General features: G+C 48.8%; 16 protein-coding genes. 1 reads left to right on the top strand and 15 read right to left on the bottom strand.

Features of this window, described 5'->3' with window-relative positions; genetic code table 11:
• Positions 1–6 precede the first annotated feature (6 nt).
• The 15 genes from EP25_RS0104405 to EP25_RS0104480 form a co-directional block, all read right to left on the bottom strand.
• Positions 7–294 (bottom strand): hypothetical protein, encoded by a 288-nt coding sequence (locus tag EP25_RS0104405; RefSeq protein ID WP_031432771.1) that lies wholly within the window; start codon positions 292–294, stop codon positions 7–9.
• Between the two features lie 69 nt (positions 295–363).
• A complete protein-coding gene (locus EP25_RS0104410) occupies positions 364–1,311 on the bottom strand; it encodes a cytochrome D1 domain-containing protein (RefSeq protein WP_031432772.1) in 948 nt (315 codons plus the stop codon).
• A gap of 102 nt (positions 1,312–1,413) precedes the next feature.
• The gene (locus EP25_RS0104420; protein ID WP_031432773.1) at positions 1,414–2,016 is read right to left on the bottom strand and encodes an SRPBCC family protein; all 603 of its coding nucleotides are present in this window, start codon (positions 2,014–2,016) and stop codon (positions 1,414–1,416) included.
• A 156-nt stretch (positions 2,017–2,172) separates the two neighbouring features.
• A complete protein-coding gene (sbcB, locus tag EP25_RS0104425) occupies positions 2,173–3,615 on the bottom strand; it encodes an exodeoxyribonuclease I (protein ID WP_031432774.1) in 1,443 nt (480 codons plus the stop codon).
• A gap of 13 nt (positions 3,616–3,628) precedes the next feature.
• On the bottom strand, positions 3,629–4,024 hold the full coding sequence (locus tag EP25_RS0104430; RefSeq protein WP_031432775.1) for a CBS domain-containing protein: 396 nt from the start codon (positions 4,022–4,024) through the stop codon (positions 3,629–3,631).
• A 203-nt stretch (positions 4,025–4,227) separates the two neighbouring features.
• On the bottom strand, positions 4,228–4,413 hold the full coding sequence (gene nqrM / locus EP25_RS0104435; RefSeq protein ID WP_031432776.1) for a (Na+)-NQR maturation NqrM: 186 nt from the start codon (positions 4,411–4,413) through the stop codon (positions 4,228–4,230).
• Complete coding sequence (locus EP25_RS0104440) at positions 4,410–5,336, bottom strand: FAD:protein FMN transferase (protein ID WP_031432777.1); 927 nt, start codon at positions 5,334–5,336, stop codon at positions 4,410–4,412. Before EP25_RS0104440 ends, nqrM begins: the two co-directional genes overlap by 4 nt.
• A gap of 146 nt (positions 5,337–5,482) precedes the next feature.
• Positions 5,483–6,703, bottom strand: coding sequence for an NADH:ubiquinone reductase (Na(+)-transporting) subunit F (nqrF, locus tag EP25_RS0104445; protein WP_031432778.1), 1,221 nt, complete (start codon positions 6,701–6,703; stop codon positions 5,483–5,485).
• A 12-nt stretch (positions 6,704–6,715) separates the two neighbouring features.
• Positions 6,716–7,324 (bottom strand): NADH:ubiquinone reductase (Na(+)-transporting) subunit E, encoded by a 609-nt coding sequence (gene nqrE, locus EP25_RS0104450; protein ID WP_031432779.1) that lies wholly within the window; start codon positions 7,322–7,324, stop codon positions 6,716–6,718.
• Positions 7,324–8,004 carry an NADH:ubiquinone reductase (Na(+)-transporting) subunit D gene (locus tag EP25_RS0104455; RefSeq protein WP_031432780.1) on the bottom strand — a complete coding sequence of 227 codons (681 nt, stop codon included), beginning with the start codon at positions 8,002–8,004 and terminating at the stop codon, positions 7,324–7,326. The genes nqrE and EP25_RS0104455 overlap by 1 nt, the downstream gene beginning before the upstream one ends.
• 9 nt (positions 8,005–8,013) lie before the next feature.
• Complete coding sequence (locus EP25_RS0104460) at positions 8,014–8,868, bottom strand: Na(+)-translocating NADH-quinone reductase subunit C (RefSeq protein WP_031432781.1); 855 nt, start codon at positions 8,866–8,868, stop codon at positions 8,014–8,016.
• Positions 8,861–10,063, bottom strand: coding sequence for an NADH:ubiquinone reductase (Na(+)-transporting) subunit B (locus tag EP25_RS0104465; RefSeq protein WP_031432782.1), 1,203 nt, complete (start codon positions 10,061–10,063; stop codon positions 8,861–8,863). The genes EP25_RS0104460 and EP25_RS0104465 overlap by 8 nt, the downstream gene beginning before the upstream one ends.
• Positions 10,064–11,413, bottom strand: a complete 1,350-nt coding sequence (locus tag EP25_RS0104470) for a Na(+)-translocating NADH-quinone reductase subunit A (protein WP_031432783.1) — start codon at positions 11,411–11,413, stop codon at positions 10,064–10,066.
• Between the two features lie 176 nt (positions 11,414–11,589).
• Positions 11,590–12,759: a SpoIIE family protein phosphatase gene (locus EP25_RS0104475; RefSeq protein ID WP_051906385.1), complete on the bottom strand. Its 1,170-nt coding sequence runs from the start codon at positions 12,757–12,759 to the stop codon at positions 11,590–11,592.
• Positions 12,760–12,768: 9 nt separating this feature from the next.
• Positions 12,769–13,497 (bottom strand): metallophosphoesterase, encoded by a 729-nt coding sequence (locus tag EP25_RS0104480; RefSeq protein WP_031432785.1) that lies wholly within the window; start codon positions 13,495–13,497, stop codon positions 12,769–12,771.
• 111 nt (positions 13,498–13,608) lie between these two features.
• On the opposite strand from EP25_RS0104480, the gene ispG reads away from it, so the two are divergent.
• Complete coding sequence (gene ispG / locus EP25_RS0104485; protein ID WP_031432786.1) at positions 13,609–14,829, top strand: flavodoxin-dependent (E)-4-hydroxy-3-methylbut-2-enyl-diphosphate synthase; 1,221 nt, start codon at positions 13,609–13,611, stop codon at positions 14,827–14,829.
• Positions 14,830–14,866 lie beyond the last annotated feature (37 nt).

The following is a 14,866-nucleotide window of genomic DNA, read 5'->3' on the forward strand; positions in this document are numbered from 1 at the left end:
ATAACATCACTCCTTGTCAATCCATTCGGACAAGGCCTCGATAATTTCTTTGGCTTGTTTTTCGCTGGATATATTGAATTTGGACTGTTGCCGGTATTCGCCGTTGCGTTTCTGATAACGGCGAATAGTGAATTTATCCGGACCGTATTCTTCTTTACTGCGGTTCCAATCCTGATATCGAAAAATAACGGTTGCCCAGGCGCCTTTGCTAAGCACTTTTTTATCCAGCTCTTTGACTGTTTCTATGCCGCCATCTTCATAGCTGACAGTCAGTTCATCAACCGTTTCGGCCATAGTATTCTCCTAAATGTTAACCGGGCAGCAGTCTATCAAGTAAATGCCGTACTGCCAATACGCTCGGCACTATTTCATCATGAATTGGCCGAATGCACGACTGCCTTCTCCGGATACGATCGTCGCGGTGACTTGCAAAGTTTTTGCGTCGATCACCGAGACGGTCCCGTCGAACCAATTGGCCACGTAGACATGCCTGTCGTCGGGATGCGTGCTAATCCCTTCGGGCTTTTCACCGACTTCGATGACCGCAATCGGTTTTAAACTGGCGGTATCGATCACCGAAACGGTGCTGTCGTCCTGATTGGTGACGAATAAGCGGCTGTCATCGAGCGCTAAAGCGACCGCATAAGGTCTGGCACCCACTTTAACGGTAGCCCGACGTTTCAGATGACCGGGGACCAACACCGTGACGTCATCGCTTTCCACATTCGCCGTATAAATGTGTCGACCATCGGCTGAAACGGTAATGCCAAATGGGTGTATCCCGACCTTGGTGGTATTTCGGATTTTCAGACTGCTCAAGTCTATTTGTGAAATTGAATCGTCCATGCGGTTGGCGACATACAGCCAGCGATTATCGGGACTTACCACCATGCCGGATGGCGACCGGCCTACCTGAATTTTACTGAGGTGGGCTAAAGAACGGCTGTCGAAAACGTCGACGGTATTTTCGTACCAATCGGCGACAAAGATTCTATCGCCGGGAATATCGACGGCGATCCCTAAGGAAGCGCCGCCCACCTTGACCTTGTCGAGTAATTGCAGATTTTGGCTATCCAGCACGGCGAAACCACCACCCTCCGGGGTGCTGATGTAAACTTGACGCAGAGGTTGGTTAACGGCAACGCCGGCCGGCTTTCCGCTTACCGCGATATTCTTAATCACTTTCTGCTGCCCGGTATCGAGTACCGACACATTATTGTCGAGCTGGTCGGTAATGAAGGCGTATGTCCCTGCCTGCGCAGCAATGCTGAACAGAAAGGCGGTAACGGTTGCCGTAATTAATTTTTTCATGGCTGATGTTCCGTGGCCGATACAGAATATTCGGAAAAACGGGAGGATGAGCTGGTCCCCGGACAGAAAGCCGGGAACCGGATACGAGAATAAAACGCTAATTTAACGTTTCAATTTAATCTTGACATCGGAAGCAGATGCGCTGGAATCGAATTTTTTAGCCAAATTAGCCAACCCATCAGTCAAAACCGCAGTCACGGCTTTGTCGGCCGCTTCCTCGTTCAATTCCGCCGGCGGGTTGTTGTTGACATAAGCGCGGTAGTAAGTCGCTACCCAAGTGACTAAGGCTTTGCCGCCTTTATCCTTCACTGACAAGGTAGCGGCATAGTTTTCCACTGGCAATACCGGAATTGGCTCGTCTTGACCGGCGTGATGCACGGTGCCGGTTGAAGTCATTTCGATGATTTTATATTTATAAGACATTTTGTCGGCCTTATAATCTTTCATCTTTTCGGTGATTTTGCCGCCATTGGTTAATGTCAAGACACGCACGGAACCCTTTTTATTACCCTTGTCGGCTGTCACGCTTTGAATGCTGGGGTGCCATGACATATCGTCATAGTTTTTAATGACGTCCCAAACTTGCTCGGCCGGTGCATTGACGATTACGGAAGCGGTCATTTTTCCTCTCACCGGGCCGTGCGCCTTCGCCGTGGCGACAAACAGCAATGGAATGAAAAACAGAAATAACGAGATTTTTTTCATATTGATTTCCTATTATGGACGCAAAAATAAAACGGTTAATTATATGATAGTGGTTAGGAGATTGCTAACAACTCACTAAGATCGCAATAAATTATTCCGCCATTGTCCTGAACTGCGAGTGAATAACAATTGAACGAATCCATCAGGACACCTCATTCAGGAGGTTGACAAAAAACTTTTCCTATTCTCGGCAAACGCTTGCAAATCTTCAAAAACGGAATTTTTTCCCGGATATTCCCGGCGCAGTTGTTCCAGCTGTGGCAAAAAGGAGGCCAAGTTCAAGGATGGCCCAACCTGCTCGTCTTGCAGCACTTCGATACAATATTGCCGCCAGCGTTGTTGTTCGGCGCAATTTAGCGTTTCCGGAAAATTCCGGCCTTTATATCTGAATAACATTTTCGGCAAACGTTTATCCCGAAAATCCAGCGCTAGGGTCGACAGCTGCTCAGGCGTCGCGTCCCTGACCTTGTTCATTTCGGCTTTATCATGCGGAGAAAAAAATCCGCCGCTGTAAATCATCAAATCCGGGTCTGTCGGCGTGTCATCAAAATTGCTTTTGAAAACTTCCATGAGCTTATCGTCCAACCTCTTCGCCGCCTTGATGCGTTCAAGATTGGCATGGCATTGACTTAAATCGCATCCGAGCCTCTCGGCATCCTGCTCGCGAATCACCGATACCGGGGCTAATACGGGACATTTGTTAATATGCACCGTTTTTAACGGAATTCTATCCATCCCCTCGGCCAGATCGGCTGTTGCCGTAAACACGCGTTGTTTGATCTCTTCCGCCGTTAATTCCAGTAATGGTTGCGGGTCCACCGACAAATCGTACACGATCACCCCGTTACTATTCTCGGGATGTTGACAGATAGCAACCACCACCGCCATGCAATGCCTGCTCGCCGGGTATTTACCGGAAATATGCACGACAGGTCGGTAAGAGCCTAGACGGAGTAATTTTAACGCTTCTTGTTTAATACGGTGATCGAACAGGAATTGATAAAGCTTGGGCTGTTTCTGTTTAATTAACTTCGCAATCGCGATCGTCGCATAGACATCCGATAACGCATCGTGGGCCGCACCGTGTTCTAAGCCATTGACTCGGGTCAACTCCTCCAGGCGAAAACTGGGGGTTCCCTCTTCGTTATCGGGCCATTCGATGCCGGCCGGCCGTAATGCCCGCGCCGCCCTGGCCACATCGATCAGATCCCATCGTGAGTTGTTGTTTTGCCATTCCCGGGCATAGGGATCGTAAAAATTACGGTAAAGCAGGTTGCGCGTCACTTCATCGTCAAAGCGGAGGTTGTTATAACCGACCGTACAGGTGGCCGGTTCCACTAATTCCCGATGAATGATGCGAATAAACTCTGCCTCGCAAACGCCATTGCGTTCGGCTATTTGCGGCGTGATGCCGGTGATGAAACAGGCTAGCGGATGGGGCAAACAATCGGCGGCCGGCTTGCAATAGAGCATTAACGGCTCGCCGATGATGTTGAAGTCCAGATCGGTTCGGATACCGGCAAATTGACAGACCCGGTCGCGTTGCGGATCAGTGCCGAAGGTTTCGTAGTCATGCCAATAAAATGTAGGTTTTGCCATGACTATCTAAAGGTTATTTTATCGACGTCAATGCCTTCAATACGTCTGTTCTGCTAACCACGCCAACCAAGTCGTTATCACGGAAAACCGGAAAACTCCTGATTGTTGAATCCTCAAATCGTTCCGCTAGGTCGACAATGCTGGCATCGGCATCCACGCTGATGATGTCGCTGGTCATGAACTCGCCGACCGTGCCACTCATACCCTGATTATAGGCGCAATCCAATACAACCTTCATACTGTCTTTTTCGGAAAACATGCCCACTAACTTACCGTGTTCATCCACGACTGGGGCACAAGTTACTTTATGGGCTAATAACGACTTAATGGCTTCTAAAACACTGGTTTCCCTCTTCAATGTGAAAACATGCTTAGTCATATAGTCCGCTATGGTAATTTTAGCCAGCATATAGATCCTCTTTAGAATAAATTTATTATTGAAGATAAGCCGCTCGACAATCTCGTTCCTTAGGTTTCATACGAGTGCTGAAAAGGCTTTTATTGTAAATTTAATATGATACCGCGCAAACTGAAAAACAGCCGAAATAATCAGCAACTGAGCCAATGCTTACCTATTTCGCGACGGCGCCCTCAACGCTGTACTTCGACATTTTACAGTTTCCCTTCGGTCTCGGCTTCAAGTTTTTTGCGCTTGTCGCATTTTTCCACACAAATACAATTGCCATTATTGGCCCCGCCACAGGAACCTTTGATCGCCTTGCGCCCGAATATAACACCAATCGCCATGATAACGATGACCAACAGCATAAATGCAAATGTAATCAGAAAATATGTCATGATTTCACCTCAAAGAAATCGTTAAAAGCCGACGTGCTTTTTTCCATAAACCCCGCATCGGTTTTAATTATAAATAAAGCCGCAATGTTTTTTTGCTGAGCCAACTCAAAACCTTGCACCGGTCCTAATACCGTCAACGCCGTAGCCCAAGCATCCGCCGTCATCGTCGTTTGGCTTAAAACCGTCACCGATGCCAATTTGTGGGTAATGGGCCGGCCGGTACGCGGATCGATGGTATGGGAAAAACGCACGCCATCGACTTCAAAAAAATTGCGGTAATCACCGGAAGTCGCCATGCAGATGTCGCTGACCGGCAAAACTTTTTGAATCATCCGGCTATCGGCGGCGGGTTTTTCAACCGCAATACGCCAGGGTTTTCCTTGTATATTGACTCCCTTCAGGCGAATCTCGCCACCAATTTCCACCAAATAATTTTCTATTCCTTGCTGTTCCAACAACAAGGCCACCCGGTCCACCGCATAACCCTTCGCTAAGGCCGACAAGTCAAGATACAGCTGCGGAATATCTTTTCTGATCGCCAGCCCGTCATCTTGCAAAAAAAGATGATTGGAACCGATCAGGTGTAATTTCGCCGCTATCTGGTCCTCGGGCGGGGCCACAAAACTTATTGGATCCGGACCGAACCCCCACAGATTAACCAACGGCCCCACCGTCACATCGAATGCTCCCCGCGATTGTTTATTGACGCGTTTGGCTTCCGCCAAGACCTGAAACAATGCCGGCGAAGCCGGTTGCCACTCAGTCGATTGACTGCTGTTGAACAGCGAGAGTTCAGAATCCGGCAGATAAGTCGACATTTGCCTATTGAGCAAACTCAATAATTCATCGATCTGCTGCACCAAGGCTTCGTGCGCGACCGTTTTCGGTAATTGACTGACCTTGATGCTGAAACTGGTACCCATCGTTCCATTGGCATATTGGAATGGGTAGGGCTTATTCGTGTAAGACTGCCTGTCGCAACCGTACAATAAAAAAACGAGAAGCAGGCCAAGACCTGCTCCCCGTTTAATAGATTTTATACTCATCAAAAAACTGCGATAAAACCTAATTAGCCGCCGAAATCGTCCAGCATGATGTTTTCTCTTTCCACGCCGTTTTCGATCAGCATGTTAATCACCGACGAGTTCATGATCGGTGGTCCACACAGATAGTATTCACAATCTTCCGGCGCCGGATGGTTCTTGATGTATTCTTCGAACAAGACATTGTGAATGAAGCCGGTATAACCTTCCCAATTATCTTCCGGTAACGGATCTGACAAGGCTACATGCCATTCGAAGTTATCGTTCTCGGCCGCCAGCATGTCGAAATCCTCGACATAGAACATCTCGCGTTTACTCCGCGCGCCGTACCAGAACGTCATCTTACGCTTCGATTTTAGTCTGCGCAGCTGATCGAAGATGTGCGAACGCATTGGCGCCATACCGGCACCGCCACCGACGAAGACCATTTCCGCATCGGTGTCTCTGGCGAAGAACTCACCGTAAGGACCGGAAACGATGGCTTTGTCACCCGGTTTCAGGTTGAAGATATAGGATGACATCACGCCTGGTGGGACACTGTCTGGAGCACCCGGAGGCGGCGTCGCGATACGCACGTTCAGCATGATTTCCTTTTCTTCCGGATAGGACGCCATCGAATAAGCACGCAATGCCGGTTCCTTCACCTCGGACACATAGCGCCACAGGTCGTATTTATCCCAATCCTCGCGGTATTCCTCGCCGATGTCCATGTCTTTATAGCGCGACACATGCGGCGGACATTCGATTTGGATATAGCCACCGGCACGATAGTCGATCGCTTCGCCTTCCGGCAATTCCAAAACCAACTCTTTAATGAAGGTCGCGACGTTATCGTTGGACTTGACGGTACATTCCCATTTCTTGACGCCGAACACACTGTCTTCGACTTCGATTTCCATATCGTGCTTGACGGTGACCTGGCAAGACAGGCGCTCGCCTTCGGCCGCTTCACGTTTAGTAATATGCGACATCTCTGTCGGCAAAATCTCGCCGCCGCCCTTAAGAACTTTAACCCGGCATTGCGCGCACGTACCGCCGCCGCCACAAGCCGAAGGAACGAATAATTTATTGTTAGCCAGCGCGGTCAACAATTTGGAGCCGACAGGTACATGAATCTTCTTCTCATGATTGATCAGAACTTCAACATCCCCGGAAGCCACCAATTTGCTTTTCGCACCGATGATGATAAAAACCAGCGCAACCACGATCACCGTGAAAAATATTACGCCTAATGCAATTTCAAGCATTACTCAATCTTCCTATAGTTGGATTCCAGAAAAAGCCATGAAGCCTAGCGACATCAGACCCGCGGTAATAAAAGTGATACCCAGGCCTTGCAAACCGGCCGGTATATCGCTGTATTTCAGTTTCTCGCGCACACCGGCCAATACCGTGATAGCCAATGCCCAACCGAAACCACTGCCGACACCGTAAACCAAACTTTCGCCCAGGTCGTAATCACGTTCGATCATGAACAGACTACCGCCGAGAATCGCGCAGTTTACCGTGATCAATGGCAAGAACACGCCCAACGCGTGATACAAAGCCGGAAAGAATTTATCCAATACCATTTCCAAGATCTGTACCAATGCGGCAATCATGCCGATACAGCTCAACAACGCCAAGAAGCTCAGGTCGACGCCGGTAATCCCCATCCAAGACAAGGCATCTTCTTTCAACAAGGTGTGATAGATGATGTTGTTCACCGGCACGGTAATCGCTTGCACTATCAATACCGCAATCCCTAAGCCCATCGCCGTCGAGATTTTTTTCGATACCGCCAGGAAAGTACACATCCCCAGGAAGAACGCCAAAGCCAGGTTTTCGACGAAAACCGCTTTAACAAAAAGACTGACATATGCATTCATTAGTGGTGCCCTCCTTCACCGTGAGCAATATCCATGATTTGGAAATCCTGATGCTCGACCTGTTCCGGCTTCCATTGACGGAATACCCAGATAATCAGGCCGATGATGAAGAACGCGCTAGGCGGCAACAACATCAAGCCGTTCGGGTCGTACCAGCCGCCGTCTTTGGTCAATTGGAATATTTCGATTCCCAATAACTTACCGGAACCCAACAGTTCACGAAAAAAGGCGACGATCACCAGAATTAAGCTGTAGCCCAAACCGTTACCGATGCCATCGATGAAACTCGCCAACGGCGGGTTTTTCATCGCATAGGCTTCGGCGCGCCCCATCACGATACAGTTGGTGATGATCAGACCAACGAATACCGACAATTGTTTGCTGATTTCATAGGCAAACGCCTTCAATATTTGGTCAACCACGATCACCAACGACGCGATGATCGTCATTTGCACGATGATACGGATACTGCTTGGAATGTGGTTACGGATCGCACTGATCGCGGCACTGGAACAGGCCGTGACCGAAGTCAACGCGATCGCCATGATCAATGACGTCGACATTTGCGATGTCACCGCCAACGCCGAACAAATACCCAATATTTGCAGCGTAATCGGGTTGTTGTTAACCAACGGCGTGGTTAGAACTTTCTTAGTTTCGCTAGATATAACAGCACTCATAATGCACTCCTAACCATTGGTTCTGATCTTATCCAGATAAGGCTTGAATCCTTCCGCACTCATCCAGTATTGAATTAAATTGCTAACCCCTTTACTCGTCAAAGTCGCACCGGCCAAACCATCGACTTTGTACTCCGAGCCTGGTTTAGATGGGTCCACCGTTCCCTTGACTAAGGACAGTACTGGTTCACCGGCCTCGTTATAAACTTTCTTGCCTTGCCACAAAGCACGCCAATTAGGATTGACCACTTCACCGCCTAAGCCCGGAGTTTCCGCTTGATCGTAGAAGTTGATGCTCTTGACTGTTTGACCATCGGCTTCCAAAGCCAGGAAACCATACATGGTCGACCACAGGCCATAGCCGTGAACCGGCAGAATAATGGATTGTAACTCACTGCCGTCTTTGACCAGATAAACCTTGGCGATTTTTGCCTTGGTCCGGATGCTGGCAATATCTTTTTCCGCCGGTATTACGATATTTTGCGCCGGGTCTTTTGCAGCCTTGCGCTGATCATATTCGGACGGATCCTTGTTTTCCACATACTCACCGGTTTCGATGTCGACCAGTTTTTCCTCGATCTTCTCGGCAAAATCCTGGTGAATATTGGCATCATCGGTCAGTATGCCAGCCACTTCGAGGATATTCTTCTTCATGTCCATGGCCTTGTTGGTTGCCTGAATCGGCCTTAACGCGACCGCGGCAAAAGACACCAGAATCGCACAGACGAAACACAACGCCAAGGCGACGGCAATGGTTTTCTCCAAACTATCGTTGCTTAATGCCAGAATTTTTTCTTTATAGGCATTAAACTTCTGATAATGCTCACATTTTTCTAATCGTTCTTTTAGATTTCCATTAGACATGACGCTTTATCCTTCTTCTAATATTTGCCTGAACGACAAAGTAATCAATAATCGGTGCAAACATGTTCGAGAACAGGATTGCCAGCATAATACCCTCAGGGAAGGCGGGATTAACCACTCGAATTAGCACCGTCATCATGCCCACCAAAAAGCCGAATATCCAGCGGCCGGTATTAGTCATCGCTGCGCTAACCGGGTCTGTCGCCATATAAACCATGCCGAAGGCAAAGCCGCCAACCGTCAAATGCCAATACCAAGGGAATGCGAACATTGGATTGCTGTCGCTGCCAATGACGTTAAACAGCAGGGACGTTGCAATCATTCCGATCAGGACGCCAGCCATGATGCGGTAGGATGCAACCCGGGTATACAACAAGAACGCCGCGCCAATCATGATGGCCAAAGTTGATGTTTCCCCCAGACATCCGGGCATAAAACCCATGAAGGATTGAAACCAGCCATAGCCGCCCTCGTGTACCGCATTCACCCCACCTTGGGCAGCCAAACCCAAAGGCGTTGCCATCGTATAGCCGTCGACACCGACCCACACGGAATCACCGGAGATAGAAGCGGGATAAGCGAAGTAGAGGAAAGCACGCCCGGTCAAAGCCGGATTGAGAAAGTTTTTACCCGTACCGCCGAATACTTCCTTGCCGATCACGATACCGAAGGAAATACCCAACGCCACCTGCCACAAAGGCATGTCGGGCGGCATAATCAAAGTGTACAGCATTGAAGAAACCAGGAAGCCTTCATTGACTTCATGGCCCCGGACGGTCGCGAACAACACTTCCCACACCCCGCCAACCGCCAGCGTGACGATATAGATCGGCAGGAAATACAAAGCGCCGTGGACAAAGTTTGAAAGCGGATTCATCGGGTTGTAGCCGAACAGCATCATCGGAATGCTGCGCCAACTATTGGCTTTCTCCAACCCCATGGCTTCCATCGCCAGATTGGCTTGGTAGCCGGTGTTGTACATCGCCATCAAAATACAAAAGAATGTGGCGACCACCACGAATGTCATGGTCCGCTTCAGGTCGTTACCGTCGCGAACATGGGTTTTACCGCGCGTTACATCGGATGGCGTGTACAGAAAAGTATCGACCATCTCATAGAGACCATAATACTTTTCGAACTTACCCCCCGTTGTAAAATGCGGCTCTATACGATCTAAAAAGTCTCTAGCCGACATTTATCCTTCCTTCTCTATTTTAGTTAAATTCGCTCTCAGTACCGGCGCGAAATCATGTTTTCCCGGATCGACGAAAGTGAACAAGGAAACATCCTCCTCATTCAGTTCCAGACAACCCAACGCTTGCGCCTGATCGGTATCGCCGACCACCAATGCTTTCAATAACGGCGTCGCCAAAATATCCAGTGGCATCACGGTTTCGTAAACACCTACCGGTACGATGGCCCGGTTACTGCCGTTTTTATCTGTTGTCAGCGGAAACAAACGATTATTTTTTCTATCCCGGCTGGACGTATAAACATTCAGCGCCGAATATTTATCCTTACCAGGCACGATCCAACCGAACAATTCGCGCTCACGACCTTCTTTCAGCGCCGAAATTTGATGACTGTAACAGCCCAGGAAGGCCGCCCAATCGGCGGCTTGATGGCCGTACAACACGGAACCGGAAATAACGCGGCTTTCTACGCCATCCTCCAGTTCACCGGCAACCAAATCATCGATATTGGCGCCGACCCGGGTACGCAGCAAACGCGGTTTTTTAACGGTTGGCCCCGCCAATGAGACGACACGCTCGATATTCAGCTTGCCGGTGGTAAATAGCGCCCCGATCGCCATCACCGCCTGGTAATCGATGTGCCAAACGGATTTCTCGGCATGAACGGGGTCGATGAAATGAATATGGGTGCTCGGCAAACCGGCAGGATGAGGACCGGAGAATTCGGCCACCTCGACCGCATCGTTCGCGGGAATATCGGCTCCGGCCGCCTTGCACAGGTAAGTTTTGCCTTCGGTCAACCTGGAGATAACAGTCAGACCGTTTTTAAAGTCCGCAACACGTTGCTTGATGATAACGGCAGGATCGGCCGCCAAAGGACGGGTATCGATGGCAGTCACGAAAATCGAATTCGGCGCGCTATCGGCGGCGGGAACTTTTCCGTAAGGGCGAGTCAAAAAGGAGGTCCATAATCCGGATGGCTGCAGGTTTTCCTTGACCTTTTCGGCAGTCAGGGAAGCCAGTTCGGGTTCGCTGTATTTGGCAAAGGTTTCCTGCTCATTGCCTTTCAGCTCGATCACGACGGATTGCAAAACCCGCCTGGCACCACGATTAATGGCTTTCACCACCCCGGCGCCCGGTGAGGTAAAATTGACAGCGGGATTTTGTTTGTCAATAAAAAGTACCTGCCCTAATTTGATGGCATCCCCTTCGGCCACCATCATTCTGGGCTTTAGGCCTACGTAGTCCGCCCCCAGGACGGCAACGGAATTAACCTTGTTACCCTCGCTAATTTTCTGTTCGGGCCCGCCCGTGATGGGCAAATCCAAACCTTCTTTAATAGTAAATTGCATAGTGATTAAGCCTGCTCTCCAGACAAGTTGCAGCTAACAACCCTCTCGTTCAAAACCGCAAAAACAAGAGGCACTTCAAGACGTAAAAACTCGAGTATTAGACCACAACTTCAGCGCATTCTCAACGTCAAATCCCTGCTGAACAAGTCAACAATGACGGGGGCAAACCGATCACTTCAAGCCTGTTTTATGTCGGCATCAACCGAACCTTGAGCACAAATAACCGACAAACATGAAATATCGTCCTGTTCAATTTCTCCATCGATGTAGGAAAGTAATTTTTCCTTGACAGTATCGATGCGTTTACCGGCAGGCGCTTGCAGCAACCATTGTAAAAAACGCGTCTCTCCCAATCGTTGACCGGCTTCATTCACAGCATCGATAACACCATCCGAAAAAGCGATCAACTCGCATTCTTCTTGCCATTGATAAGAATCAGTCCGATCACTGAACTGTTGGTCGCTTAGCACGCCGGCAAACACATGACGAGAAGGAAATCGGCACACTATTTGTCCGCCATGCGAAATCAGCAGCAAATCAGGCAAGCCGCCATTCCAGATTTCCACCGTATTTGCCGAAATATCGAACTTTCCGACCGCTAATGCCACAAAGCGCCCCACCGGCATTTCAAGATTAAGACGCTGATTAATTTCCCTGACCACATCCGAAACGGAAAACCCTTTATTGATTAACGCCCGGAACACTTGATTGACCACCATCGTTGGCAAAGCCGCTGCCAACCCATGCCCCGTGGCATCGGCGATAAAGAAATACAAACTCCCGCTGTCATCGCGTTTGGCGACAATCAAATCACCACTGAAGGTCCGAGATGGCAATAACCAATGCCTGACCAGCTTATCTTCGGTAAACTCATATCTAACCAGTCGATTAAACACCTCTTTAGTAAGGTTGTTTTCCATTTCGTTTTGTTCACGATATTGCTTGAGCTCCTGATGAGATTCAAACAATGCTCGCTGCATGGCCACTAAGCGTTCATAGTTTCTTAATTTGGCATTCAAGATGATGGAGTTTATAGGCGTGGTGATATAACCATCCGCGCCGGCTTCCAATCCGGCTTCCAGAGATTGCTCGGCAAACGGTTCCGTAATGATGATTATATGCACCCACTTCTCACTCGGCTCGGAACGGATCAGCCGGACGGTTTCTATCCTTTGTTCAATCGGCGCAACAATCTCGATAAAAACCAAATCGACATCTTCATGATTGACGTAATCCAGGGCGTCTTTTTGATTTGACGTATATAAAAAACGACACCCGCTCTGGGTTAGTAGATTTTGCAGTTCGCTTAATTCCTTCTCAACTTCTTCTACAATCAATATCTTCATTGCTAATCGCTAAAGATCGACACATTTATTGATATCAAACTGCTCTACTACCTTACGACCGAAGTATCCTCTAGGATTACTTAAAATTCTGGCGCCGGCGATACGATAATCGCCAATGCTGTGGACATGCCCATGGAACCACGCCGTTATTTCATGCTCATGAAACAGTTCTTTTAAATCATTACAGTAGGCCAATTTTTTTAAAGCGCCAGGCGAATCGTTCCAACTCCACTCGGTAGGGGCATGATGGGTAATGACGATGGTCTTGCCACTGAATGGCTTTTCCAATTCCGTAGTAAGCCACTCCCTGGATCGCAGATAAAGCTTGGAAAAAATTTTTTGATTAAATGGCGACTCCCTATAAGTTATTTTCCTAAAATCGTTCAAAGTGTTTCCCAATGCGGCCGCCTTTTCATCCCCCTCACAATACAAGTCCGCCCACATCGTACATCCCAAAAAACGCACTCCTTGATAAACCCAGGCTTCGTTCTCCAGAAACACAACATTACTGTTTTTACATTCTTCCCGTATCGCCCTTAAGGTGTCCTTGTACTCACAGGAATAAAACTCATGATTGCCGGCAATATAAACAACCTTTTTATCCAATGACTTAAGCCACTCCACCCCTTGCCTGTAAACACCAATATCGCCCGCAGCGATGATCAAATCCGCATTATTATTTGGCTTTTCCAGATCGCCAAACTCGAGATGGATATCAGAAAAATAATTTATCCTCACAATTTAACTCTTTTGTCTATCCACTATGGAGTATAATTTCGAACATTGAATTATAGTTAATTCAGGATCATTCTTTCAGATAACTTCGTTTTTCTTGAAAATATTTTTATCATGTCTATTAGCCCGAGAAAGCAAACACAGCAGGTACTAGTCGGCGATGTCAAAGTCGGCGGCGGTGCTCCAATTGTCGTTCAATCGATGACTAACACCGATACGGCGGATGTTGATGGCACGGTTCAGCAGATCATTGAACTATCCACGGCCGGCTCCGAGTTAGTCAGGGTAACCGTGAATACCGAAGAAGCTGCTCAAGCAGTCCCCGAAATTAGAAACAAACTAGACCAGAAAGGTTTTTCTGTCCCTATCGTTGGTGATTTTCACTTTAACGGACACAAATTATTGGAAAAGTACCCGGATTGCGCCCAGGCACTGAGCAAATTCCGCATCAATCCAGGCAATGTAGGCCGCGGCAAGAATCGCGATCCGCAATTTCAGCAAATGATCGAATTTGCCTGCCGATACGACAAGCCAGTGCGCATTGGTGTCAATGGCGGCAGTCTTGACCAGTCCGTATTGACTCGACTGCTCGACGAAAATCGAAAAAAATCAAACCCACTGGAGCTTTCTGCGGTCACTCGAGAGGCGATCGTGGTTTCCGCCCTGGAAAGTGCGGCCAAGGCCCAGGAATATGGGCTGGGCAAAGACAAAATTATCCTCTCCTGTAAAATCAGCAATGTACAGGAACTGATAAGTATCTACGAGGACCTGTCCGCGCGTTGCGACTACGCGCTACACCTCGGCCTGACCGAAGCGGGCATGGGCTCCAAAGGTATCGTCTCGTCTTCTGCCGCGCTGGCCGTTCTGATGCAACAAGGCATCGGCGATACTATTCGGATTTCTTTGACACCGGAACCCGGCAGCGCCAGGACCAAGGAAGTCATCGTGGCTCAAGAGCTCCTGCAAAGCATGGGATTTCGTTCTTTCACCCCGATGGTTATTGCCTGCCCCGGCTGCGGCCGCACCACCAGCGATTATTTCCAGCGCCTGGCGCAAGACATTCAAGCATTCCTGCGGGCGCAGATGCCGGTCTGGAAAAACAAGTTCAAGGGCGTGGAAAATATGGAAGTCGCGGTGATGGGCTGCGTGGTCAACGGTCCGGGAGAAAGCAAAAACGCCAACATCGGTATCAGCCTTCCCGGAACCGGGGAATCACCGGTTGCTCCGGTTTACGAGGACGGCGTCAAAACAGTTACCCTGAAAGGTGATCGCATTGCCGAGGAATTCCAGGGGTTAGTGGAAAAATACATCGAGTCGCATTACAGTCCCCACTAACATCTTTTCTCTCAGGTGGGCCTCGAAGCCGGGTCCA

Origin of the sequence: Methylomarinum vadi (genome assembly GCF_000733935.1) — a bacterium.
GTDB lineage: Bacteria > Pseudomonadota > Gammaproteobacteria > Methylococcales > Methylomonadaceae > Methylomarinum > Methylomarinum vadi.